This is a genomic window from Streptomyces sp. NBC_01217, assembly GCF_035994185.1.
GTDB lineage: Bacteria > Actinomycetota > Actinomycetes > Streptomycetales > Streptomycetaceae > Streptomyces.
Genome location: NZ_CP108538.1, coordinates 1,071,536 through 1,096,406, shown reverse-complemented (window position 1 = coordinate 1,096,406; position 24,871 = coordinate 1,071,536). Strand labels below are relative to the sequence as shown.

Sequence of the window (24,871 nt, the reverse complement as noted above, 5' to 3'; positions counted from 1 at the left end):
GATTCGCAGAACAGTGGGGACCGGGGCAGGTGCCGTCGCGGCTCGGGCGATCAGCGGAAGTCGTTGTTGCTGCTGTAGTCGCCGCTCAGCCAACGCTTCAGATCGGCCTTGGCGCTCTGAAGTCGAGTCGCATCGATGTCGTCGACATTGTCCGCATCGACCGTGAACTCAAGCAGAAGGCCATTGGGGTCGCGGGTGTAGAGCGAACGGCAGTACCCGTGCTCGAGTACGTAGGTCTCTTCGGGGTCCCACTTCGCGCCCGCGAGCCGGTCCTTGATCTGCTGCTGGACTTCGGCGGTCACCTTCAGCGCGATGTGGCTGAACGGTGACTTGGGCATCTTGGGGCCGAAGAGCTTCTGATCCTCCGGGTCGGCGAACTGGAAAAAGGCCAGGGCGCTGCCGTCACCGAGACCGTAGAACGTGTGGCAGTAAGTCCGTTCCTTACCGAAGAGCTCGTCGACCTCGGTCCAGGTGGCTATGAGGGGCAAACCGATCAGGTCCTCGTAGAAGGCGCGCGTGGCTTCCTGGTTCTCGGTGACGAACGCGTTGTGATGCAGCCGCGAGGGAAGCGCACTCTGGTCAATGCCGGTGTCGATCCCGGGCAGAGTCTGCGTCATTGCATGCTCCTCTTTGGTGAGTGAATCGTCGGGTCGCCCAATGCACGGCCGGACATCAGTCCGCCTAGCGGACCTACTGCACACCCTCACTCTGGATTGAGGAGCTGTCAAGAGCGCGTAACCGCGTGGTTCTCTCCCCCCCTTGCTGGGGTCCTTGCTGAGCCCTATCGAAGGGGACGAGCGCCGCGAAGCAGCGCCGACGCTGTGAGCAAGCCATCCATGGAGAGGTCAACCCCAGGGGAGGCTGATCATCGGTTTTCGCCGTGGGCGCACCGGGTGACGCTGGCGGCCTGCTCACATGGAGTCCATCTAGCGGCCGTGCGTACGGACGCCAGATCGGCGGGCGTGACACCTCTCTCCATCCGTGGCTCGCGGCGTGGCATCGACAGGCCTTGAGCGCGACGAAGACCTCCGTGCGGTGGAGCTGTCCAGGAATACACCGCACAGAGGTCTTCGTGCCCCACAGTAATGCCCTGTCCGCTGTTCACGGCAGGCGGCTGCCGGTCGAGCGCCCCGCTGCCGGCCGTCGTATGGCGCTTGCCAGTGCCCAAAGGGGCGAATTGGGCACCACACGCAGGCCGGTACCCCCGCGGACTACTAGAGGGCGCAGTCCGGGCTTTACCGGCTCCCCAGTCGAACCGCAACGCACTCCGGCCGAGATGGAGGAACAGGACTGCCGGCTACGGGAAGAGTGCAAGAGGGGCCCGACCTGTATCAGGTGGATTCGGGTTCTACCTTTTCACCATTACCGGGTCCTGACCGGACGCCACGGTCTGAACCATCTGAGGCGCACTGGCTGGCTATTGGTCAGGTCATTCGCCATTACAAAGGCAGTTGGCCAGACGAGCCGCTGCGCTCATTTCGAGATAATCGTCGGTCTCCTCGGCGGAGAACACCAGAGCCAACCTCCTGCGTCGGGCAGGGACCCGGGCAAGTGCGGCAGCACGCCGAGAATCTCCCCCGACCGCCAACTGCCGCGAACCAAAAGCAAGCGCGGATGCTTCAACGGTCCGAATGGCTGATGATCGGCGCCTCGTTGTTCTGGACGGCGTACGCGTCCTCTGCTCAACCACACGGAGCACCGCAACATTTCAGCGCTTTATCCGCGTGAGGACGCCTTTGGTTGCCCATATTCTTGCCGTACGGGTCGGCGACGACCGCTGGCTTCGCGCGGCAATGGCGGCGATTTCGAGGTAGTCGGCCCGTCCGTTGCCGCCGCGCTGACAATCAGCGAGAATCTCGTCCAACGGCAGGTACTCCAACAAACAGGGCTCGCCGACGGATGAGCTGAGATGTCAGATACTCGTCCCGCCGCCGAGGAGCCCTTACAGCCCGTCGGGGGAGGGGATGACCGGAACGAGAAGGTATGAATCGTAGGCCCCTCCACCGTGCACAATGTGCCGGCCGGTATTGCGCCGATCATCATGGCGATTGGTGTGGGTTCCTGTCTCGTACTTGCGCAGGTCGCTGCCCTGGACGATCAGACGCAGGGTCTCGCCTGGCTGCCAGCGCGTCGAGGAGGGCCAGATCTCGATCTCCAGCGGCTCCGGCCGGCCTGGCGCCATCGGTACTTCCTTGTCATGCGGATGCACGGGCTGAAATGGCATCGACCGGGCGGGATCCAGGGCCCGGTGGGAGGCTCGAAGCCAACCAAGCGCTACGACGCCGTCGTTGAGCGCAGAGAAGAAGGGGAACGGAACTCCGTTGCCGTTGGCGTCAAGCTTTTCGAGGCCGATGAATACGTCGGCGTCGCTCCCCTCGTCGATCTCCAGCCACAGCCGGAGCTTGGCATATCCGGTGAGTTCGGTCTCCTCGGTGAAGGTGTGGTCGAACACCAGGCGGCCGTCGTCGTCCGTAGCCTCGTAGCTCTTGCTCGAAGCGGTCTCGAGTGGCTTGTCGGAGAGGCTGCCCGCGGTGGTGTCCAGGTACAGCTCGGTGTACCTGGTGCGGGAGAGTGGCCACTCCTGCTCTGCGCGGAAGGTGCCTTCGTACGCGCGGTCGCGGACCTCCAGCCGTACCTGGGGCCACTCGTCGACCTCGTTGTGGCCCACGCCGTCCTTCAAGAACCGGTCGAAGAAGGCCAGCTGCCGGGCGAAGCTGCTCTCCTCGTAGAAGTACTGCCACTTTTTGCGCCCGTGAACCTCGAGCCACTTGTGGTCGGAGCTGATTCGGCGGAAGCCTTCCAGGGTGCCCCGGCTATGCAGACCATGGTCGCTCCAGCTCGCCACAACATACGCGGGAACCTCGATGGCGCTCAGGTCGCGCGCGCCCTTTGAGCGCCAGTAGTCGTCGAGCAGTGGGTGGCGCTTCATCATTTCGGGCCAGTCCTCGACCCGGTGATCCGAGAAGCTCGTGACCAGTTGCCAAGCGGGCAGGAAGTTTGTGTCGGGGATGCCGCCGTGGAAGGCGAATTCACGGTAGAAGTCGGTCACCCCTTCCCACGGGTTGATCGCGGCGAGACGCGGAGGTTTCATCGCCGCGATGTACCACTGGGACCAGGCGAGGTAGGAAACTCCGGCCAGTCCCACCTTGCCGTTACTCCAAGGTCGGGTGCCGGCCCATTCGATCACGTCACAGGCGTCGAGCGCCTCCTGATGTGACGCGACTACCAGGTCCCCGCCTGAGTGCCACGAGCCCCGAATATCCGGAAACACCACTGCGTATCCCTTAGGGCACCACCACGTGGGGTCGGTGCCTTCGAAGGCAGTCCACCGAGATATTCTGCTGCCGTCGACCCCGGCATCCGTATAGAGATCCCACTGGATGGGGGAGTGCTTGCCATATGGGGCCCATCCGATGAGGGTCGGAAGATTGTCTTGCCCAACGGGACGGAAGACATTGGCATAGATCACGACACCATCGCGAAGAGTGATCGCCACATCCTTCTCGATGAGCATGCCGTTTTCTTCAAGCGTCTCAGGTGCGAAGCCGGGGTATCCGCCTTCTTCGGGTCGACTACCAGCGCGGTATACCAGGTCATCGGTCATGGCGGCTCCTAGAAGGGCAAAGGGAATTCGTGGCCAGCCCACGCTGACCGCTGTGCGGACAAACATCCGCTATGCGTCAGACATTGAGCCCGGCGGGTGCCGGGTGTCAAGTAGTCGGATCGGTGTTTGTCGGGGCGGCAGTCGTTTCGCCAGGCGAACGAACGTGTGGGACCTAGTGACAGCATCCGATAAGTGGAAATATGGACCGATATGCGAGAATGCCGACGGTCGGGGTAGGAGGCGGTATCTGTCGGCTTGCGGTCACGGGCAGGTATTCGCCGACGGCAGGGCGTCGCGGTTCTCGGGTGCGACTGTGTTATGACGTATACATGCCATATCGATGGCGCATGATTCTCGGTGATGCCCAGGTCATGGCGTCTGGAGGTGCACCCTGGCCATGCCCGTGTACGCGATGCGTTCGATCACGCCTTCAGGGCGACCGTGGGCATGACTGCCGGCCACCGCGAATGCCAGCCACCGAACCAACCCGTCGCGGACAAGCGGGCCTCGCCAGTCAGCACGCGCGAACGGCACATCCTTCACCGCGCGTTTGGCGAGCGGCTACAGCACACAGAGCGTCCCGGGGGAAACGTTCAAGCCTTGCACACATGAACCACCCGGGGTTCGATAGAGATCTCAGTTGGGGGCTTGATCTGGGGTTTCGTGGTTGCGGTAGTAGTTGGCATTCGGAGGGCGGGATGTGCTCTATCTCACCGTGGAGCCGGCGGTGGTTGTACTTGTACCCGTCGATCCATTAACCTCGATCTTTCGTGACGGTCCGCCGACAAAGTCGGTGGACCGTTTCGCGTCCTGTGCCTGATGGCCGACAGGCCGAGGGCCCGGCTGTCGCGTCGGGTGGGCGCCGGGCTTTACGGCTCCGGTCGGGGGAGGGTGCTGCTCGCAGGGACGGAAACGTGCTGGTCAGCCTGGGTTGGGGAGAGCTTCGAGCCGTGCCAGGGCGTTGGTGATCACGTCGGTCCAGGGCCAGTGGCGTGCGAATCTCAGGTGCCGGCGGCGGGAGGTCGTGACGATCTGGGCGGCGGCGGAGAAGAGGCGGAGCCGGAGGCGACGGGGCTCCCACCTGCGGGTTTCGCTGGTCAGAGCGAGCATGGGCATCCAGGCCAGCAGGTCGAGGGCGATCTGGACGATCTCAAGCCAGATCTGGTTCTGTGCCGTCTTGTGCAGGGGCAGGTTGCGCAGGCCGGTCGTGCGGGCGGCCCTGATGCGGTCCTCGGCACGTGCCCGCTGGCGGTGCCGCAGTTCGAGTGCGGCGATCGGGATGCCGGTCGTGTTGGTGGCGAACGCGGTGAGCCGCAGGCCGTCGGCGTCGGTGAACCGCAACTGCGCACCGGGGTGGGGCCGTTCCTTGCGGACGATCAGCCGCATCCCTTCCGGCCAGCCCTGGAGGACATCGCCGGCAAGTTCGGCGACCCAGGCGCCGCCGCGGATCTCACCATCCGGCTCGACGGCCACCGTCCACGAGGCGGGCGGGACCTTGAGGACGGCCTGGTGGATGGCGTCGGTGATGGTCATGCCGACCGAGTGCGACAGCCACCGGCCCCGCTTCGAGAGCCAGGCGACGAACTCGTGGGTTCCGCCTGCGGAGTCGGTGCGAATCAAGGTCTGGCGTCCGCGCCGGTACTTCTTCGGCAGTTGGGCCAGGGAGAGTTGGGCGGTGGTGACGTGGTCGGCGGCAGTGTTGCTGCCCGCGTTGCCCGGTCTGAGCAGGCCGGCCACCGGCTCCCCGCTCCCGCCGCTTCTGTGGTCGACGAAGGCCATCAGAGGATGGTGTCCGAAGGTCTTTTTCCAGGTCGCGGTGGCGTCCTGCTTCTAGGAGTGGGCCAGTACGAGTACTCCGTCCAGGTCCACGATCACCTGTCCTGAGACGTCCGGGGCCGCGTTCTTGGCCATGTTCCAGACACGCTCGCGGACTTCGGCCCGCGCTGCCCGTATTGCGTGGAGGGCCTTCGGTCCGGCCGTGGCGAGGGTGTCGATGAGGCGGGAGACCGTCGGGTCGGAGGCCACCGGCCCGAACACGGCCGGCTCGGCCCGAAGCATCCCGACGTCAGCCAAACAGTCCCCGCCCAGCGCGACAGCCAGGGCCACATCCAGCAGGATCTTGCCCGGATCGTGCACCGCCCGCGGACGTCGCCACGGTGTCAGCACCGTCGATATCGCCCGGTCCAGCCCGACCTTGCGGACCGTCTCGACCAGCAGCACGGCCCCGGCCTGAGACACCACCGCCTGGCCACCACCCTCGACACGGACGCGGGGATAGGACCCGATACGCTTCTTCACCTGGGAAGTGCCTCCGACGGTGGCAGGAACAAGGACCTCGACAATCCTCATTCTTGCTGGTCAGAGGCACTTTTCGCTTACCTGACCACCCGTCGGACAGCCCGCTTCATGAAAGCGCGAGGTTAGGCGGTAGCCAGCTCGACGTGCGAGAGCGTCTTCCGCGGCCTGTGCGGATTTTTTGTACAGGCCCATCGTCGAACTCCATGGGGCGATTGCTCTGCCTCACAGAACCAAGGCGATCGCCTTGGCAGCGTCGGTGCCGCGCAGTCGAACGCGCTGTCCCCGTGCGCTCGGCAGCCTTCTCCCGCCGCGCACTCCCGCGCGCGAACGGACATCCGTCCGCCCGTTTGATCGCATTGTGTCAGTTGCCTAGGCACGGACAGGCTGCAGAAGGCGCATACCGAGAGGGTGGCTGCAGTGTCCGGTTAGCGGTCAGAGGGTCTTCATGGGTGACCCGGGCAGTACCACAGCGCCAGCCCACTGCGTAGAGTCGGTGCCCTAGGCGTCCGCATCGCGGACAACAGAGGGGCTCGACAGCCGAGCCCTTGCGATCATGAGGAGCGCCCATGCCCCGCGAAGGAACCGGACCCGATTTCATCGAGGCGCTCGCCCGAGGTTTGGAAGTGATCACGGCGTTCCAACCCCGCCAGCCCCTCATGTCACTGACAGATGTGGCCAACGCGACAGGCTTGGCCAGGCCGACAGCGCGGCGGATTCTCCTCACCCTGACCGAGCTGGGTTACGTGCGCCAGCAAGCCGGCGGGTTCATGCTCACTCCCCGTGTGCTGGAACTGGGGACCGCCTACACCACGTCGATGGGGCTCTGGGAGGTGGCGCGGCCGCATATGGAGTGGCTGGTGGAGCGAACCAACGAGTCCTGCTCGATTGCGCAGCTCGACGGTTCGGACATTGTCTACGTCGCACGTGTGTCCGTACCCAAGATCGTCACCCTCTCCGTTCAGGTCGGCACCAAGTTCCCCGCGCTGCAGACTTCGCTCGGCAAGGTGCTGCTGGCTGCCTTGCCGCAGGATGAGGCGGACCGCGTCCTTTCCGAGCCGAGCCGGTCGGGCCTGGTTCCCGTCTGGCAGCCCGAACCCAATGAATGGAAGGCGGAGCTGCGGGAGGTTCGCGCCCGCGGCTGGGCGCTCACTGACGAGCAGTTGGCGAGGGGTATCCGATCAGTGGCCGCGCCGCTGCGCGACGGATCAGGCCGTGTCATCGCCAGCGTCAACATCAATGCGCACGCCGCCGAGACCTCGGTGGAGGTGCTGCTCAACGATTACCTGCCTCTCCTTCTGCAAGTCGCAGGCGAGATCAGTGTTGACTTCGCCAGGCTGGACGCTCTGCCACGGGCGGTGCGGCGGACCGCAGTGGGCGCCCAGCCTTAGAGGTCGCGCGGATAGGCGTGCGGTCATGGTCGGCGGTTCGGGCGTTCGTCCCAGCGGTGGGTCGTCCATGCTCGTCGGATCAGGCTGCGCACGGTGATGATGGTGTCGGCGAGGTCGAAGAAGGCGTCGATGACGGTGGCGCGCCGCTCGTAGCAGCGGGCGAGCCGGTGGAAGGCGTTCTGCCAGGCGTGGGTGCGTTCAACGTGCCACCTCTGACTGGCCTGGATGGGCGCCTTTTCGCCTTTGTGGGAGATGCGGCCGTGGAGGCCGCGTTCGTTGAGCAGCGCGCGGGTCTTGTCCGAGTCGTAGCCGGCGTCCAGGTGCACGGTGATGCCGTCGGGTAACGGTCCCAGGTCGTCCAGGCGGTCGAGGGTCGGGGCGAGTAGGGGTGAGTCGTGGCGGTTGGCGCCGGCCAGGACACGGCCCAGCGGAATGCCGTATCCATCTGTCATGCCTGAGCGTTTCAGGCCCTGTTTGCCGCGGTCGACTGGTGAGCGTCCGGCGACCTCGCCGCCTCCGGGAGCCTTGGTGATGGAGCCGTCGACGGCGATCTGGTCGAGGACGAGGCCGACGATCCGGTCGTAGGACTCCAGCGCGATCTGCTTGAGCCGGGCGAAGACGCCGAGTCGGATCCACTCGTCGCGGCGGTTGCGGATCGTGGTGGCCGAGCACGTCGTGTCGGCGATCGCCTCGTCAGAACAGCCGAAGCGCAGCAGTTGCAGGAGCTTGTCGAAGATGATCCGGTCGCTGATCCGCGGGCGGTGGCAGCCGAGTGGACGGTCCGGGTGGTACTCCGGCCGCTCGGGCAGCAGGGCCGCGAATTGGTCCCAGAGCGGTTCGGTGAGCCATGATGGCACGGCGGGCACAGTTCTCCTCAGTGATCACAGAGCGTCGCAACTCCATGATCACCAGGACCTGTGCCCGTACTGCTGCCGGGGTACTGCCAGCGCGCCTATCTGCGCGACCTCTTAGACACCTGAATGATCACGGACCCCGGGTCCGCTCTGTCATCCGCCCCAACCCGCGGCCACCCTCACGCCAGTTGGGCGATCCCGGGAACTTGCACAAGCCCTGGCCTCCAGGCACGCCGACCGCGATGTCGCTCCACTGTTCAGGCAGCAGACGAAGCAGCGAACAGCTTCGCTACCTGCCCGCGGTCTCGGTGGCGAGGCTTCGAGAGACAGGTACATTCCGGCGGTCCGTCCGGGTGTGACGGCATCGAGGCCGGAGTCCGAACCTCCTTGGGGGGGACCATCGAACATGGCAAGGGCGACCCGTCCGCAGATTGAGTGGCTACGGTACTCAAGCCGCGGCTCCTGGCCGGACGCCGGGCCGACAACGTCTGCAAGGCAGATCCGCGCCTCCGGCCGAGGACCGTCATCGTCGGCGGCCTTGACGTCGGCGGCGATCTCTCATTGCTCGGCCGGTGCTCGATGAGGGCCGCGGCGGCTGAACGGACTCGCCTCGGTTCGGAGCAGGCAGACACACCCTCCGGGCCAAACTGATGACCGTTACATCGAATGCGTTGCTGTCTTGGCAGCTTGGACCATCAGCAAGCCGGTCAGTTCGTCGGGCAGAGCAAAGAATGGTGAGTGCCCGCAGTCGAGTTCATAGGCATCGTCGACCAATGCGGCTCGCTCACGCTGGCGATCCACACGTACCACCTTGTCACGGCGACACACGATGTACGCCGTCGGCACAGTTGTCCAGGCCGGCATCTCGAGCGGATCGGTAGGCACGACGCTGCGCATGGGACGCAGCCGCGACGTGGCCAAGTCGGCGGCGTGGCTCGGGCAGTCCGAATAGAAGAAATCACGGGCTGCCGGACCCAGGTGCGCCCATCCATCGCCATCCACGGATGTCGCCTCGCGCAAGCCTGGCAAGTTCCAGTGAAGTGCGGCCTGGGATTCGCCGGGCAAAGGCAGTCGAGCCGCTACGAAGATGAGACGCGAGGCCGCGTGGGCAGCAGCAGCCACTACTATGCCGGCATAGCTGTGGGCCACAACGGCTACCGGACCATCCGCTCGGAGCTCCTGCACGGCGGAGCGCACGGTCGCCACGTCCGATGAATACCCATCAAGCGGTAGGTCCACAGCCTGAGCCGGTATGCCGTGCTCGGAGAGCCGGGCCAGCACGGGCTCCCAGCACCAGGCTCCGTGGTGCGCGCCATGTACAAGAAGCAGGCTGACGCGGGACGTCATCACCGAACTCGTTCCTATTCGAACGGCCTGGTGCCCGCGGCTCGGGCACCAGGTAGCTGCAACATGCTTAGCGGAAGTCGTTGTTGCTGCTGTAATCCCCAGCCAGCCAGCGCTTCAGATCGTCCCTGGCGCTGCGCAGCCGGGCGTCGTTGATGGCGTCAACGTTCTCGGCATCGACGGTGAACTCCAGCAGCAGACCATTGGGGTCCCGAGTGTAAAGCGAACGGCAGTAGCCGTGTTCCAGCACGTACGTTTCTTCGGGGTCCCATTCCACAGCAGTGAGCCGATCGGCGATATGCTGCTGAACTTCGGAACTCACTTTCAGCGCTATGTGGCTGAACGGCGACTTGGGCATCTTGGGACCGAAGAGCGCCTGATCGTCCGGGTCGGCGAACTGGAAGAAGGCGAGGGCGCTACCGTCGCCAAGCCCGTAAAAGGTATGGCAATACGTGCGCTCCTTGCCGAACAGCTCGTCCACCTCAGCCCACGTCGCCACGAGCGGCAGGCCGATCAGCTCCTCGTAGAAAGCGCGAGTGGCTTCCTGATCCTCGGTCACGAATGCGTTGTGATGCAACCGTGCGGGAAGCGCATTCCGGTCGATACCCGCGGAGACCGCGGGGAGAGTCTGCTCCATCGCCGACTCCTCCTTCACTCGTTGAAGCCCGTCCATGATGACGAGCGGACACGTGTCCGCCAGACGGACTATGTCGCTCACCTTGACCCGGAGCGGGGGCCTTGTCAAGAGTTTTGACGCCTCAGCGCGTACCGCCAGGACCTTGGATTTTCAGGGATGGCACCGCTTCACCCAGGCAGATGCCCGGTGGGTCGAAGGAGCATCGCGAAGTCCGGACGTTCCCGGAGTCACCGTGAACCGACCTGGCCGGACGCGCCGCACGGGACTGCGGCATCCTGGCTCGTGAGCCCTTAGGCGATCTTCGTCGCAGCACGCACGCTCCACGCCCCGACGGATCGGGGCACTGCCCGGCGACCCGCCTCGCCGGACGCCCGTCTCATTCGACACCTCCACGATCAAGTGTTGCGACGACCGGTTGAATCCACCGAATACACCTCACGCGAATACCGCCCGCTGAGAGGCGGCTGGGTCTTCGGCAGAAAATGGGCAGAACGGGAATCATGTTGCGATAACACGGCAGCTGAGAGCTTCTTGGGGCTATTGAAAGCGGAGATCGGGACCACGACCTGGGCATCCCAGGAGGCGGCTGGCGCCGACGGCTTCCGCTTCATCGGGGTCGCGTACAACCGCACGCGCCTGCGGAAGCACCCGTCCACGGATACGCCATCACCCGGTCGAAACCAGGGCCCGGAGCCCTGGCAGCACAAGCCCTCGCTCCCGCAGCGTAATCACTCGCTGTCCACGATCACGGCGACTTCACTATCGCGGTTCGACGACGCTGCGCACTGCTTCAAGCATGGCGGCACGATGCTCGCTGAGCCGCTCGTCGGCCATGGGGTTCTCCCCGCAGACTGCCTTGAGAGCCGGGGGCGCGCTCAGCCAGCTCTCAGTCAAGCGCAGCACGAGCGCGAAGAGGTCGACGGCAGGAATGTCCGCGCGGAGCTTGCCCGCCCGTTGCGCTGCATCGACCGCGGCGACCCTGTCCCTGAAGCTGTCGACCTCGGCCGCGGCTGGTTCGGGCTGCTCGAAGGATCGCCATTCGGCGATCCTTCGAGCTTCGGGGTTGGCCAGGATGTAGTCGTACCGGGCGGCTGCGAAGGCACACAGGTCACCGTCCGGCGGCGGGACCGCGTCGCCGATGGCCTTGGTCTGCTCCTGCACGACAGCGTCGAACAGCTGTTTCTTGTCGCCGAAGTACACATAGAGCAGTCGCTTGTTCGCGCCGGCGCGCTCGGCGATGCGATCGATGCGCGCACCGGCGAGCCCGTGCTCGGCGAACTCGGTCGTGGCAGCGCGCAGCAAGAGCGCCTTGGTGGCCTGCGAGTTGCGGCGACGTGGATTGCGCCCGACTGTGCTTTCCGGCATGGCTCCGACCCTATCGTCATTAACTAGTTATTTAGAGGGGTGCCCCGTCGGTTTCAGGCTCCGACGACGCTGGTGAGCTCGTCGAGTTCCTGTGCGCCGGCCGTAGCGCGATCGATGACGGTCGTCGCCTGGTCTCCGAGTTCTTCGACTGCGCTGCTGAACAGCCCCATGTCGATGAGCTCCAGCGACTGCAGGTGCCGGACATTCTGTGAGGTGATGGACGGGCCGATCGCCTGGAGCGCAAAGCTGGCTGCGGAACCGGAGCGGAGCACCTCCAGCAGGGACTGGATCGGCAGGTCGAGCGCCTGGGCCAGGCGCACCACCTCGACGACGTTCTGGTGGTTCATCATCATCAGAGCGTTGTTGAACAACTTGCCGTGCTGGCCTGCGCCGGTCGGCCCCATGTGGATGACGGACTTCGAGAACGTCGCGAAGATCGGCGTCACACGCTCGACGACCTGCTGGTTGCCTCCCGCGATCGTGGTGAGCTGGCGGGCAACGGCGACGGCGTGCCCGCCGCTGACGGGTGCGTCCACGACTTCGATCCCGTAGGGCGCCGCAAGCTGCGCCAGCTCCCGGGCGGCCTGCGGAAGGCCGGTGCCGTGGTTGACCAGTACCGAGCCGCGGCGCATGTTCTGCAGCAGCCCGCCCCGCACGGCGACTTCCACGTTGTCGGAATCCTCGCGCAGGCACAGCCCGACGACGTCGCTCGCAGCGGCGAGCTCCGCGATCGTTGCGTGGGCGGCACACGGGTATCCGTCGAGTACCTTCAGCGACTCGGGGCGGCGGGCCCAGACGTGGAGCGGGTAGCCGCCGTGGGCAATCGCCTGGGCCATGGGCGCGCCCTGGTCTCCGAAGCCGATGAACCCGACTGCGGGCTTGACGTTCTGTTCAGACACTACGGTGCTCCTTCACTACGGTTCTCCTTACGTTGTTGGTGGGTTGATTCCGGTCACTCGTAGGATCGGGGCGTGATAGGCGCCCGCTGTCGGGGCCCGCACGGCTACCAGGCGATGGTTCCCTTGGCCTCAAAGAAGCCGCCGGTGGGGCCCTCGGGGCCGATCTGAGCCATCCGGACGATGACCTGGGCGCCCTGCTCGACGGTCTGGATGCCTGCGTGATGGTTCAGGTCGGTGGCAGTGAACCCCGGGTCCACGGCGTTGATCTTCACGCTGGGGTACGCCTTCGAGTACTGGACCGTGAGCATGTTGACCGCGGCCTTCGAGGACGGGTAGGCGATGTCGGGGTAGAAGTGCGCCGGCGAGTCCGGGTTCACGAGGTCGCGCATCAGCGAGGTGCCACTGCTGACGTTGACCACCACTGGGGCTGCGGAGCGCTGCAGCAGCGGCAGGAACGCATGGAGCATCCGGACCTGGCCAAACACATTTGTCTCGAACACGGTGCGCACCGAGTCGGCGGTCACTTCAGTGGCAGGGATGAAGCCGCCGCCGGCCTTGCGCGGCTCGATCCCGGCGTTGTTGACCAGAACATCCAGCCCGCCGTCGGCCTCGATGGCCTTGACAGCGGCAGCGACCGAGGCGTCGTCGGTGACGTCGAGCTGGATGAAACGTGCGCCCAGCTGCTCGGCGGACCGGCGACCCCGCTCGGGGTCCCGGGCGCCGATGTAGACGGTGTGACCTGCGGCCACGAGCTGGCGGGCGGTCTCGAACCCGAGGCCCTTATTCGCGCCGGTGATGAGCGTTGTCGTCATGGCTTTGTTCTCCTTGCGGATGTGATGAGGGGGATCGGCCGCGCAGTGAGGGGGGCAGTAGCGATCGGCCTGGTCAGGCGCTTGCGCGGCCTGCTGCCTACAGCCAGAGTAGGCTCGAAATGCCATGTATATCAATAGATAGTTACTTAATTTTCGGGCGGCGAGGCATGCACTGCGGCAAAGCTCGCGTGCCGATGCCCTGATCAAGCCGTCCGATGGCGATGTCAAGCGGGGTCGGCGCCCGCGGTGTGACCGTGGGCTTCAGCGGGACCACCGAATCAAAGGCTCCTGCGGGATCTCTGGGATCCCCTTCATGGCGCTGCCTCGGACTGTCGATTGCAAGAACCGTCGCCGGATTTCGGCGTGGGACCCCGTCGCCGAGGGGCTGGCGTGAGCGACAGGCCTGTCCCGCCGGGGCCAAGTCCAGGCCCCGCCCGGAGTGGATCACGATCGCCCGGCCTCCCATTGAGACCAGGGCCCACCACCCGTCTCACTTCACCTTGCCCGCTCACCCTGCGGCAGGGCCGGATCGGCCGCGGGTGCGGCTGGCATGGGTTTCTGTGGTGTCCAGGTCACGGCCCATGCACATCCTTCGAACGGGGTTCGTGCCGTGCTGGGCCAGGGCTTCGACGTCGTATGCGCGCATCCACCCTGCCGCGCGCAAGCGGCCCGGTGAGCGTCCGAGGCAGCCGTGGCGATGTGTTGAGCCGGGGTCGTGTCGAGCCGGGGGTCCGTGTGCAGCCGGCGCATTGGCGCGCTGCGGGTTTGTCCGAGGCGCGCCACCGGGGTGGTCTGCCTTGTCGAGGGGAGCGCCCGGTGACGCTCGCGCCTCGCAGCCGACTTGCTTTAAGCGTCAACTACTGTTTACATGCTTGCGTCGGCAACTAAGTGAGGTGGTCAACCGTGGAAGTCCACGCCCCGAGGACGCCGGGTACCGCCGCCCCGGCCTCCATTCGCTCAAGGGGAAGCCGGTCCAGTGACGGCCGCACGCGGGAGGCGCCCCTGTCCAGGATCCTGCGGCACATGGCCACCGGAGCGGCGGCGATCGCGCTGCTCCACGCTGCCCTCCTCGGGGTCTCCTCCAGGGCCGAGCCCTATCCCGACCTCGCCTGGATGGCCACGGCGGAGGTGCTGACCTCCCTTTACGTCCTCGCTCCCTGGCCTTTGACGGCGCTGGTCCTGTTGTGGCTGGCGCAGCAGCGGCCCGTGCTTTACGCCCGTACCGCCCTGGCGTTGTTGCTGTCCAGTGGGGCCGGGCTGGCCTACGCCTGCTGGGCGCCGCTGGAACATCTCCGGGCGCACGAGGGCAGTCTCTTCCGCGAATACCTGGCGCTGCCGGGCGCGCTCACGGGCTGGTACTTGATCATGGCCCTGGCGGTGGTGACCGCCATCTCGTCGCGCCGCGTACGCATTGCCGTCGTGGTGACAGCGCTGAGCGCCGTCGCGACGTGCGTCCTAACCTCCCCCCACCCTGAGCTCGCCGCCACGTTCGCCGCAGTAGTACCGCTGCTGACCTGGTTCGTCGCGGGACGGCTCGCGGGGCGGGAGGCGCGGCGCCGCTGCCCCGCGGATGCCTGGGATCCACAGGGGCGGGTGGTTCCCTTGCGGTCTCGTCGATCCGGAACACTGGCACGAGTTCCCACCCAGGACACCGCGCCGTCGCGGCAAGCGGGCTGACGGCCGTGCACCTCAACGCTGTGATCGAGACGGCGGGATGGTGGTCGTACGCCGCAGTGTTCATCCTGACGGCCGGTGAAACCAGCGCCTTCGTCGGACTGCTGGTACCTGGGGAAGCCGCCGTCCTGCTGGCGGCGGCCATCGCCGCCCAGGGCGATCTGAACACTCCGGTACTCGCGGCCGTCGTGGTCGCGGGCTCCGTCACCGGCGACAACCTCGGATACGCCCTGGGCCGTCGGTGCGCGCGGCGGCCCGGCCGGCGATGGACGCCGCGGATCCCCGGCCGCCACCGCGACGGACGAGCCCAGGCTTTCCTCACCCATCACAGTGGGGCGGCGGTCTTCGCCGGCAAATTCATCGGCTTCGCGCGCACCTTCCTGCCCTACGCCGCCGGCTCATCGGGCATGCCCTACCGCCGCTTCTTCCTCTACAGCGCCGTGGCGTCGCTGGTCTGGGGCATCGGCACGGTGCTGCTCGGCTATTTCGCCGGTGCCGCGACCGAGCTGCTGCACACAGCCGGTCTGGTCAGCGGCGCCATGCTCGTCGCCGTGATCGTGCCGGTCCTCGTCGTCATGAGGGTCCTTGCGCGTCGCCGCCGGCGGCCCACCAAGTCCACAGTCGTGGCGTCCGGCTGGCCCCGGCATCGTCTGCCGGAAGCGGCGGACAACTTCGCGCATTCACAGGAGAGATGAGTCATGCGATTCGAGGCTGTGGAGTGGGCCTGGTGCCGCTGGACCCTCCACTGGCCATGGACCCGTGCTGCCAGGATTCGGTCTGGTGCCCGCCTCACGGACACCTAGACCGACCACCGCGACCTGCTGGTCCGCGCGCACATCCAGCTCGGCGGCCCGATCGTGGTGGTCTGGGACAATCTCAACACCCATCGCACAGTCGCATGAAGAAGTACGCGGCCGAACACGACTGGTTCACCGTTTTCCAGTTGCCCTCGTACACTCCGGAGCTCAACCCCGTCGAGAGCGTCTGGTCACTTTTGTGGCGCGGCCCAACGGCGAACACCGCCTCCGAGGCTCCGGACCACGTCACCCGAACGCGCCGCCGAGGCCTCAGACACGTCCAACTCCAGCACCAACTCGTCGACGGATGCCTGGCCAGGACCAGGACCGGGCCCCAGCCTGACCACCTCAGTAATGCTCACGAAGCGCACCCGGCGCGCCGGCCAACACCGGCGACCCCGCCTGCTCGCCCGGCCAACCCCACTCACCCCAAACTCCAGGCCCTATCGGCCGCCCAGCCAACCTCACGCCCCAAGGGAGCAGCCAGGGGCATTGCGTGATCGCGATCTGTCCGGGTTGATCACGTGAGGCCGAGGGCCGACAGGGGCCGGTGGTAGTCGCGGCTGGTGTGGCGGAGGGCGGCGGCGATGTTGGTCTGGCCGTCCTGGCGGAAGACGCTGATGGCGAGGTTGCGCAGGGAGGCCATGGTGCGGGGCAGGGTGCCGGTGCGGACCTTGGAGTCGTCCTCGCGGAACGTGTGGTCCCGGACGTGGTGCAGGAGGTTGTACGAGTCGGCCAGGGGCGCGTTTCCGTCGTTTCTGGCGGGCGTTTCCCCTGGCCGCTCGTCCGAACCCGGCGTGCCAGTTACCCGGCACCGGGCTCTCCACGAGTCCCTCAGGTGGTGGTGTGGGCTGGTCGTGCGGACCACGGGGTGGGGATGGTGTTGCCCCGGTAGCGGTATCGCCGGATGGGTACCTTCGCGGGGTTGAACAGTTCCACGCCGTCGGCGGTGAAGCCCCACCGGTTGTGGGGGCTGCCGTAGGTGCGGGTGACCCATCTCCAGTGCCGGCGCCGGTGGCGTCGGCGGAGCCACTTCCACACACGGTGCCACAGGTAGTGTTCCAGCTCACTGAAAGTGATCTTGGATGCGCCGTGGCGGAAGTAGGTGGTCCAGCCCCGGAGTCTCTGCCCCAGGAGGGTGAAGACTGTGCCGGGGTCCATGTTCATTGTCTGCCGTCCGGTCAGTTCCTTGACCCGGGACCTGACCGACGTGACGGCCTTGTCGCTGGGATAGGTGTAGACCATGCGACGGTTCGAGCCCCGCTGGGTGTGGCGCTGGATGTGCCAGCCCAGGAAGTCGAAACCCTCGTCGAGATGGACGGTTCGGGTCTTGTCCTCGGCCAGACGCAGCCCGATGGTGGCGGCAACGCCTGTGACTTCGTCGCGGAGTGCTTCAGCGTGCTCCCGGGTGCCGAACACCATAACGGCGAGGTCGTCGGCGTACCGGACCAGCCGGTAAGTCGCTCCCCCTTCGCGGCGGTGGCGGCGCCGGTGCCATTCCTTGGAAAGGCTTCGTCGCTTCGCGTCGAAGTGCTCGTCGATCACGCCCAGGGCGATGTTCGCGAGCAACGGGGACAGGATCCCGCCTTGCGGCGTCCCCGACACGGTCTCCCGCAGGGTGTCCTCCCCGGTCAGGATCCCTGCGTGCAGGAAGGACTTGACCAGCCGTAGGACTCGCCTGTCGCCGATACGCTGACGCACCCGGTCCATGAGGGCCGTGTGGTCGATCTCGTCGAAGCAGGCGGCGATGTCGGTCTCGAACACCCACACATAGCCCGAGCGGGCGTGGTGGATGATGTCCTCGATCGCGTCCTGTGCTCGCCTGCCGGGCCTGAACCCGTAACTGGACGAGCTGAATCCGGGCTCGAAGATCGGTTCGAGCACCAGTTTCAGGCTGGCCTGCACCACGCGGTCTCGCGCGGTCGGGATGCCCAGACGGCGCATCTTCCCGTTGGATTTCGGGATCATGCGTTCGGCCACGGGCAGGGGGACGAACGTCCGCGCCTTCAGGTCCGCGCGGATCTGGTCGAGGAACCCGAGCACACCGTGCTCGGACGCCTCGATCCCGGGAGCGGTCCAGCCGTCGATCCCGGCTGTCCGCGCTCCTTTGTTCGTCCTGGCCCGGCGCCATGCTTCGAGCAGGAACGCCGGGTCTGCCACAAGGTTGAACAGATCGTCGAACACGCGGCCAGGGTCGGCCACCGCCCGATCGTGCAGCTTGGACTGAATCCGCAGTACCCGCGAGGCCACCGCATACGCGGCGGCCTCGGGAACGCCGGGGTTCCCCGGCGTATCTCCCGCCATTTCCTCTCCTCATCTACGTGACTCGCTGCGGTCCTTCCCCATGCGGACGGCGTTACCGTCCTCGGAGTACTACGACCGCTCCGCCCCACACAGGGCCCGACAGCGGACAGCGCGCCTGCCACCCATCCCCCGGCTGGGGAGCGGGGAGGGCAGACCCTGCATGGTTCCCATGTTCACTTTGTCCCGGTTCTCACGGGAGGGACCCGGCTATACCCCGGCGGTCTTCGTCACGCCCGCAGACACACGTGACGACCTGTCCACCGCAGCCGGTTGCCGCGAAGGACGGAAGCCTGCTTGTCGAAACAGCCCGGCTCGCACCGCACTCCCGCCCCATATCCACCAGGTTTGAGAGCGGTTCTGGCTAACGAGGCGTCAAGCACCGGTTCCTCTCGTATCCCTTCGTGAGTCGCTGGCCGGGCCCGCACGGTCTGGTAGTACCCGCACGACCCGACGGTGTCAGGGCCGCTTGCCACCGCCACACCCACGCTTCCTACGGCATGACGGCTGCCCTCTGCTTCACCCGGCTGCTGCGACAGCCAGGCGCCGGGGGTCTCTCACCCCCGTCCGGAAACAAAGCGCCTCATGGCGCACCTCGATGCCCCAGTGGCCTCTGATCCAGGTGGCGAGCTCGGTGCAGGTTGCGTCGAAGACGGTCAGGCTGGTGATCAGGTAGACGCGCTCGATCGTGAGTTTCCCCGTGCTCAACTCGCGGCGCCACCGTACAATCTGGATGGCCTGGCGGGCGCCGGGATAGTCGAGGTGACGGAACGCGGCGACCTTGAGCCGACGGATCTCGTCGCGGTGGTGGGCCCGGTCGCGGGTGGAGTGGTCGAGCGGGATGTCGGCCCAGGGCAGCTTCCTGACCTGCGCGTACAACCCAGAGTGGTTCTTCTTCACAATGGCCAGGAAGTGGGCGCCCCGCTTGCGGAGGTAGGCGCCGTGGGCGTGCTGGGTGTGCAGGGCGTCGCCTGTCAGCAAGGTGTCGGTGAGGTCGATGGTGTCCAGCAGGGGCTGGAAGGCGGGGATCTCGTTGCTCTTGGAGGCGATCTGCCGCTGGGCCAGGACCACGCCGTGGTGATCCATCGCGGCCAGCAGTTGGATCGCGGTCGTGGTGCGGGTGCGGGAGCCGCGGACGGTCTTGCCGTCGACCGCGATCGCCCGCAGCGCGGGCTTCGAAGGCGGTTCGGACGGTTGCGGTGGTGTTGTTCTGGCCCGGAGGTACGCGCCGATCGCCGCGTCGAGCGCGTCGCCGTCGAGGCGTTGGAGCAGACGACGGATGGTGGCCGGATGCGGTACGGCTCGGATGCCGGTGAGCGCATCGGGCGGGAAGCCGAGATCGGCCAGGACGGACGGCGGGGCGTCAGTGGTCCATTCGCCGATCGCGATGAGGGAGCGGGCGCCGGCCAGCACGGCCGCGGCGGCCGCACACAACAAGGGCAGCATCGGATACCGCCGTCCTCGATGGCCGCGTGGATCAGGCACCCAGATCAGGAACCGACGCAGGTCAGCGGCGTCCTGCGGGGTGCCGTGAAGGTTCGGGAGGGCCAGTTGTCCCAGCCCGGAGGGCATGGGTGATGATGTTCGGGCAGGCACGGTCTCGCCCGGTTCTCATGGGTCTTCGACAACCACATGATCACCGGCGCCGTGCCTGTTCTGCTTCCTGGGGTACATCCCTGCCCAGGCCGGGACATGACGTCACGTCATGCACGAGACCGGCGAACCGGACCGATCCCCAACATGCAATGCCCCTGATCGCCTTCACCGGACTGCGGCCGCCGGGCGAGATGTTCGGACGGCAGCGAGGCTACGCCTCGCCGTACTGGCCCGCCTCCGAGCCGGACGCCGAGCTGCGCGAGGAGGCCCTCCAGCGGTACGAGTCCCTCCACGCTCTCCGGGTGCAGTACCAGACCTATCGGGCCGACAAGAGAGCAGTGCTGGCTGCGCCGAAGTACGACAGCTGGAGGACGACCGTCATCCCGCCGTTCCTGCACGAGATGCACCAGACCCTCCTGGCGTCGCACGACCAGCCGTGGATGTTCCTGTCGATGCAGGGCAAGCCGCTGTTGAGCACGGACTTCGATAACACCTACTGGTTCCCGATCCGGGACGGCGCCGAGGAGCGCGCGTCCCGGCCTCGGTACGAGCGGTGGGCGCGGCCAGCGCTGCCGGCCGTCGAGGAGATGGCCGTAGAGGACATCTATCGGCTGCGGCACTGGCACAAGGCGAAGCTGGACGAGCCGGGCGACATCCCACGGGTGGCAGTCGAGGAGCGGATGGGCCATGAGCTGCCGGGAGTGGAGGGCACCTACAGCGAGGTAACACTCGCGATGGAGGAGCGGATAGTTGGGTATCTCCAGAGAGTGTGGGAGAAGGAAGTGGTGGGGGCCGGGCTGTGGACGCCAACCTTTCCCATGCCTCTCCCAGATGGCCCTGCGAATCCGGCTCCGCCGCTGTTCAGCGGCCTTCCCATCCTGGAGTACGAGTGATCGTCTGGATCAACGGTGCGTTCGGCGCGGGCAAGACGAGCGCCGCGCGCGAGCTGGTCGATCTGATCCCGAACAGCACGTTCTACGACCCCGGGCTGATCGGCGCGGGGCTGCGGTATCTGCTGCCCCAGAAGAGACTTGCCGAGGTGACGGATTTCCAGGACCTGCCGATCTGGCGGCGTCTGGTGGTGGACACCGCGGCGGCCCTGCTCGCCGAGGTGTCCGGGGTGCTGGTGGTGCCGATGACGCTGCTGCGACAGGAGTACCGCGACGAGATCTTCGGAGGACTGGCCTCCCGGCGCATTCCGGTGCGCCATGTCCTGCTCTCACCTGAGGAAACGATCCTGCGCAAACGGATCGCCGACCGGGTGGAGTTCGCCGACGACCCGGAGCACAGCGAACGGATCCGCCAGTGGGCCCATGAGCACATCGAGCCCTACCAGGCGGCGCTCGGCTGGCTCTCCCGGGACGCCCACACCATCGACACCAGCACGCTCACCGCGCACGAGACGGCCGAGCGGATAGCCGACGCGGTCCGCACCGGAGCGGCCACCGCATGCGAGATAGTGCAGACTCCGGAGCCGACCGCGGAGACCGTCGCGGCCGGTGTGCTCCTCTTCGACGAAGAGGACCGGGTACTGCTCGTAGACCCGACGTACAAGCCCGGCTGGGAGTTCCCCGGCGGAGTGGTCGAGTCCGGCGAGGCCCCCGCACAGGCCGGCATCCGCGAAGTGGCCGAGGAGATAGGCGTCCGCCTCGACCGGGTGCCGAAACTGCTCGTCATCGACTGGGAGGCGCCACAACCACCGGGCTACGGGGGGCTTCGGATGCTCTTCGACGGAGGCCTGCTGCCCGGTACGGACGCCCAGCGGCTGCTGCTGCCCGGCTCCGAACTGCGCGGCTGGCGGTTCGTCACCGAGGAGGAGGCGGCAACCATGCTGCCCCCCACCCGGTACGAGCGGCTGCGCTGGGCGCTGCGCGCCCGGGAGCGGTCAACCGTGCTCAACCTGGAGGCCGGAGTCCCGGTCGGCTGAGGCGCGCAGCACCGCCGCGGTGTCGACCGTGAGCGGATCGCCGTGCCCGAAGCAGACCGTGGCCGGTTCCAGCACGGCCGGCCGCCGGAACGAGGCGACGGCCCGCGCCCGGTCGATGTTGAGGACGCCCAGCATCACCCGGCCGACCCCGGCCACGCAGTCGCCGGTGAACAGCACTCCGTGGCGCGGCAGATGGATGCTGATGGAACCGGGGGTGTGGCCGGGGGAGTGGGCCACCCGGGCCCCCGGTCCGAAGCCGATCTCGTCGCCGTCGGCCGGCTCGCGGTCGACGCGGGTCGGCGGGGCCGGGGGCACGGTCAGCGCATGCTCGTACAACGGGCGTTCCCAGTCCAGCAGAACAGGGTCCGCGATCTCTTCCTCGCCACGGATCACCGGGGCATCCAGCCGATGGGCCAGGATCTCAGCGCCGTGCCGGTCGGCGAGCTCCTGGGCGGGCCGGGTTCGGCGCCACGGGCCGTCTTCGCTCTACGTCAGGAGGCGATGAGCGGCGACGTACCGCCGAATCCGCTGTCCCGCCGTCGCAGGCCGTGCCCTGCGGACAGGGGGTCCGCAGGGCACGGCGCCATCGGCGACGCGGAATCAGGCCCGCTTGGACTCTGCGTAGTTCCGCAGGAACAGCGCCTCGGCCAGCGACAGACGCTCCAGCTCCTCGGGCGACACGCTCTCGTTCACCGCGTGGATCTGCGCCTCCGGCTCGCTCAGGCCGATCAGCAGGATCTCGGCCTCCGGGTAGAGGGCCGCGAGGGTGTTGCAGAGCGGGATCGAGCCGCCCATCCCGGATGTCTGCATCTTCTCGCCGGGGTACGCGGCCTCCATCGCCTGCGCCATCGAGGTGTACGCCGGGCTGGAGGTGTCCGCGCGGAACGGCTGGCCCTGGCCGACCCGTTCCACCGACACCCTGGCTCCCCACGGGGCGTGCGCCTCAAGGTGTGCGGTCAGCAGCTCGGTCGCCTTCGCGGCGTCCTGGCCCGGCGGCACCCGCAGGCTGATCTGCGCCCGTGCGCTCGCCTGCAGCGAGGGGGTCGCGCCGACCACGGGCGGGCAGTCGATGCCGATGACGGTGACGGCGGGCCGCGCCCAGATCCGGTCGGCGACCGTACCCGTGCCGATCAGCCCGACGCCGTCCAGAACCTTGGCGTCCTTGCGGAACTCGGCCTCCGGGTACTGCAGCCCCTCCCATTCGGTGTCCGTGGTGAGCCCGTCGACGGTCGTGGTGCCGTCCTCGGCACGCAGCGAAGCCAGCAGCTGGATCATCGCGGCCAGCGCGTCCGGGGCGGCGCCGCCGAACTGTCCGGAGTGCAGGTTGCCTTCGAGGGTGTCCAGCGTGACCCGCAGCATCGTCATGCCGCGCAGCGTCGCGGTGACGGTCGGCAGACCGACCCGGAAGTTGCCCGTGTCCCCGATGACGATCGTGTCGGCGGTCAGCAGCTCGGGGTGCGCCTCGGCGTACCGCTCCAGGCCGCCGGTGCCCTGCTCCTCGGAACCCTCGGCGATCACCTTGACGGAGACCGGGACGCCGCCGTCGGCCTTGAGGGCGCGCAGGGCGAGGAGGTGCATGATGAAGCCGCCCTTGCAGTCGGCCGCGCCGCGGCCGAACCAACGGCCGTCCCGCTCGGTCAGCTCGAACGGCGGGGAGACCCAGGCGGACTTGTCGAGCGGCGGCTGCACGTCGTAGTGCGCGTAGAGCAGCACGGTCGGGGCGCCGGCCGGGCCGGGCAGGAAGCCGTAGACCGACTGGGTGCCGTCGGGGGTGTCGAGCAGGGCGACGTCCTGGAAGTCCTCGGCGCGCAGCGCGTCGGCGACCCAGTTGGCGGCCGCCTCGCACTCGCTCTTCGGGAACTGCGCGGGATCCGCCACCGACTGGAAGGCCACGAGCTCGGCCAGCTCCGTCTTGGCGCGGGGCATCAGCGAGGCAATGGTCTCGGAGATCGGACGGGCGGTCATGGGCACGCTCCTCGTGGGTGCGACGTTATGTGTACGAATCCGGGTACATGTACACCGAGTGTGCGGCGTCGCATGATGGACGAACGCACGGTCGATCCTCCCACAGCGGGGCCCGGACCCGGCGCGCCGTAGGATGCCGTGAGCAGCATGGGCCACTGGTGGGATCGGGAGCAGAAGCACATCGTGAGCAGCGAGAACGCAGACGCCGTACAGGAGCACGAAGAGTCGTCCGTGTGGGACGTCGTCGTAGTCGGCGGTGGGCCGGCCGGAGCCTCCGCGGCATACGCGGCGGCGGTCGCCGGTCGACGGGTACTGCTCCTCGAAAAGGCGGAACTGCCCCGCTACAAGACGTGTGGCGGCGGCATCATCGGGTTTTCGCGTGATTCGCTGCCGCCCGGATTCGAACTGCCGCTGCGGGACCGGATCCACGCGGTCACGTTCTCGCTCAACGGCAGGCTGGCGCGTACCCGTCGCTCCAAGCGGATGCTCTTCGGGCTCATCAACCGCCCCGAGTTCGATGCGGGGCTGGTCGAGGAGGCGCAGAAGGCGGGCGCCGAACTGCGCACCGGAGCGACGGTCACGCGTGTCGAGCAGCACGGCGCCGCGGTGCCGGACCGGCGCACGGTCGCCGTGGTGCTGTCCGGCGGCGAGACGGTCCTGGCCCGCGCGGTCGTCGGTGCCGACGGCAGCGCGGGGCGGATAGGAGCCCATGTCGGGGTGAAACTCGACCAGGTGGACCTCGGCCTGGAGGCGGAGATCCCGGTCCCGGCCACGGTTGCGGAGGACTGGGCCGGACGGGTGCTGATCGACTGGGGCCCCATGCCCGGCAGTTACGGCTGGGTGTTCCCCAAGGGCGATGTCCTCACCGTCGGCGTGATCTCGGCGCGGGGCGACGGGGCGGGTACCAAGAGGTATCTGGAGGACTTCATCGCCCGGCTCGGTCTGGCCGGCTTCGAGCCGAAGATCTCCTCCGGGCATCTGACGCGCTGCCGAAGTGACGACTCGCCGCTTTCGCGCGGGCGGGTGCTGGTGTGCGGCGACGCGGCGGGGCTGCTGGAGCCGTGGACCCGCGAGGGCATCTCCTTCGCGTTGCGCTCGGGGCGGCTCGCCGGCGAGTGGGCGGTCCGGGTCGCGGAGTCGCACGATGCGGTGGACGCCCGGCGCCAGGCGCTCAACTACGCCTTCGCCATCAAGGCCGGCCTGGGTGTCGAGATGGGCGTCGGACGGCGCATGCTGAAGCTGTTCGAGCGCCGCCCGGGGGTGCTGCACGCGGTGCTGACGGGATTCCGCCCGGCCTGGAACGCGTTCGCGGGGGTCACCCGCGGAACGACCTCACTGGCCGAGCTGGTCCGTACGCATCCGCTGGCGCAGCGGGCCCTGTCGGCCATGGACCGCTGACGCCTCGTATCC

19 protein-coding genes and 3 pseudogenes are annotated in these 24,871 nt (G+C 67.3%); 7 read left to right on the top strand and 15 right to left on the bottom strand.

The window, feature by feature from the left end:
• Positions 1-50: 50 nt before the first annotated feature.
• The 4 genes and pseudogenes from OG507_RS04570 to OG507_RS04555 all read right to left on the bottom strand — a co-directional run bounded on the left by OG507_RS04570 (position 51) and on the right by OG507_RS04555 (position 5,902).
• Entirely contained in the window at positions 51-617 is a 567-nt protein-coding gene (locus OG507_RS04570) for a VOC family protein (protein WP_327365833.1), read from the bottom strand.
• Between the two features lie 1,091 nt (positions 618-1,708).
• On the bottom strand, positions 1,709-1,864 hold the full coding sequence (locus OG507_RS04565) for a hypothetical protein (protein WP_327365832.1): 156 nt from the start codon (positions 1,862-1,864) through the stop codon (positions 1,709-1,711).
• A 78-nt stretch (positions 1,865-1,942) separates the two neighbouring features.
• Positions 1,943-3,604, bottom strand: a complete 1,662-nt coding sequence (locus OG507_RS04560; RefSeq protein WP_327365831.1) for a CocE/NonD family hydrolase — start codon at positions 3,602-3,604, stop codon at positions 1,943-1,945.
• A 921-nt stretch (positions 3,605-4,525) separates the two neighbouring features.
• A pseudogene (locus OG507_RS04555) lies at positions 4,526-5,902 on the bottom strand (IS1380 family transposase).
• 566 nt (positions 5,903-6,468) lie between these two features.
• Between OG507_RS04555 and OG507_RS04550 the strand changes: the two are divergent.
• Positions 6,469-7,290: an IclR family transcriptional regulator domain-containing protein gene (locus OG507_RS04550; protein ID WP_327365830.1), complete on the top strand. Its 822-nt coding sequence runs from the start codon at positions 6,469-6,471 to the stop codon at positions 7,288-7,290.
• Positions 7,291-7,313: 23 nt separating this feature from the next.
• On the opposite strand, the gene OG507_RS04545 is transcribed toward OG507_RS04550, so the two are convergent.
• The 6 genes from OG507_RS04545 to OG507_RS04520 form a co-directional block, all read right to left on the bottom strand.
• Positions 7,314-8,156 carry an IS5 family transposase gene (locus OG507_RS04545; protein WP_327365829.1) on the bottom strand — a complete coding sequence of 281 codons (843 nt, stop codon included), beginning with the start codon at positions 8,154-8,156 and terminating at the stop codon, positions 7,314-7,316.
• Positions 8,157-8,801: 645 nt separating this feature from the next.
• Positions 8,802-9,491, bottom strand: coding sequence for an alpha/beta fold hydrolase (locus OG507_RS04540; RefSeq protein ID WP_327365828.1), 690 nt, complete (start codon positions 9,489-9,491; stop codon positions 8,802-8,804).
• Positions 9,492-9,558: 67 nt separating this feature from the next.
• Complete coding sequence (locus tag OG507_RS04535; protein WP_327365827.1) at positions 9,559-10,125, bottom strand: VOC family protein; 567 nt, start codon at positions 10,123-10,125, stop codon at positions 9,559-9,561.
• A 759-nt stretch (positions 10,126-10,884) separates the two neighbouring features.
• Positions 10,885-11,490: a TetR/AcrR family transcriptional regulator gene (locus tag OG507_RS04530; RefSeq protein ID WP_327365826.1), complete on the bottom strand. Its 606-nt coding sequence runs from the start codon at positions 11,488-11,490 to the stop codon at positions 10,885-10,887.
• A gap of 53 nt (positions 11,491-11,543) precedes the next feature.
• The gene (locus tag OG507_RS04525) at positions 11,544-12,389 is read right to left on the bottom strand and encodes an NAD(P)-dependent oxidoreductase (RefSeq protein WP_327365825.1); all 846 of its coding nucleotides are present in this window, start codon (positions 12,387-12,389) and stop codon (positions 11,544-11,546) included.
• A gap of 104 nt (positions 12,390-12,493) precedes the next feature.
• Positions 12,494-13,201 carry an SDR family NAD(P)-dependent oxidoreductase gene (locus OG507_RS04520; protein WP_327365824.1) on the bottom strand — a complete coding sequence of 236 codons (708 nt, stop codon included), beginning with the start codon at positions 13,199-13,201 and terminating at the stop codon, positions 12,494-12,496.
• A gap of 903 nt (positions 13,202-14,104) precedes the next feature.
• Between OG507_RS04520 and OG507_RS04515 the strand changes: the two genes are divergently transcribed.
• From OG507_RS04515 to OG507_RS40330, 3 genes and pseudogenes are all read left to right on the top strand, one after another.
• Positions 14,105-14,878: a hypothetical protein gene (locus tag OG507_RS04515; protein ID WP_327365823.1), complete on the top strand. Its 774-nt coding sequence runs from the start codon at positions 14,105-14,107 to the stop codon at positions 14,876-14,878.
• Between the two features lie 5 nt (positions 14,879-14,883).
• Positions 14,884-15,570, top strand: a complete 687-nt coding sequence (locus tag OG507_RS04510) for a DedA family protein (RefSeq protein ID WP_327365822.1) — start codon at positions 14,884-14,886, stop codon at positions 15,568-15,570.
• A gap of 114 nt (positions 15,571-15,684) precedes the next feature.
• Positions 15,685-15,995: pseudogene (locus OG507_RS40330) on the top strand (transposase); the annotation flags it as partial.
• A gap of 197 nt (positions 15,996-16,192) precedes the next feature.
• Here OG507_RS40330 and OG507_RS04505 read toward each other — a convergent pair.
• From OG507_RS04505 to OG507_RS04495, 3 genes are all read right to left on the bottom strand, one after another.
• Positions 16,193-16,540: a hypothetical protein gene (locus tag OG507_RS04505; protein WP_327365821.1), complete on the bottom strand. Its 348-nt coding sequence runs from the start codon at positions 16,538-16,540 to the stop codon at positions 16,193-16,195.
• Complete coding sequence (gene ltrA, locus OG507_RS04500; protein ID WP_327365820.1) at positions 16,507-17,976, bottom strand: group II intron reverse transcriptase/maturase; 1,470 nt, start codon at positions 17,974-17,976, stop codon at positions 16,507-16,509. The genes OG507_RS04505 and ltrA overlap by 34 nt, the downstream gene beginning before the upstream one ends.
• 516 nt (positions 17,977-18,492) lie before the next feature.
• Positions 18,493-19,545: an ISAs1 family transposase gene (locus tag OG507_RS04495; RefSeq protein ID WP_442810942.1), complete on the bottom strand. Its 1,053-nt coding sequence runs from the start codon at positions 19,543-19,545 to the stop codon at positions 18,493-18,495.
• A 173-nt stretch (positions 19,546-19,718) separates the two neighbouring features.
• On the opposite strand from OG507_RS04495, the gene OG507_RS04490 reads away from it, so the two are divergent.
• Together OG507_RS04490 and OG507_RS04485 are read left to right on the top strand one after the other, a co-directional pair.
• Entirely contained in the window at positions 19,719-20,462 is a 744-nt protein-coding gene (locus tag OG507_RS04490) for a hypothetical protein (RefSeq protein ID WP_327365818.1), read from the top strand.
• Entirely contained in the window at positions 20,459-21,496 is a 1,038-nt protein-coding gene (locus tag OG507_RS04485) for an NUDIX hydrolase (protein WP_327365817.1), read from the top strand. Before OG507_RS04490 ends, OG507_RS04485 begins: the two co-directional genes overlap by 4 nt.
• On the opposite strand, the pseudogene OG507_RS04480 reads toward OG507_RS04485, so the two are convergent.
• Positions 21,455-21,949: pseudogene (locus tag OG507_RS04480) on the bottom strand (MBL fold metallo-hydrolase); the annotation flags it as partial. The gene OG507_RS04485 and the pseudogene OG507_RS04480 sit on opposite strands and share 42 nt — an antisense overlap.
• A 147-nt stretch (positions 21,950-22,096) precedes the next feature.
• Positions 22,097-23,461: a dipeptidase gene (locus tag OG507_RS04475; RefSeq protein WP_327365816.1), complete on the bottom strand. Its 1,365-nt coding sequence runs from the start codon at positions 23,459-23,461 to the stop codon at positions 22,097-22,099.
• Between the two features lie 183 nt (positions 23,462-23,644).
• Here OG507_RS04475 and OG507_RS04470 point away from each other — a divergent pair, with 183 nt between their 5' ends.
• On the top strand, positions 23,645-24,859 hold the full coding sequence (locus OG507_RS04470) for a geranylgeranyl reductase family protein (protein WP_327365814.1): 1,215 nt from the start codon (positions 23,645-23,647) through the stop codon (positions 24,857-24,859).
• Positions 24,860-24,871 lie beyond the last annotated feature (12 nt).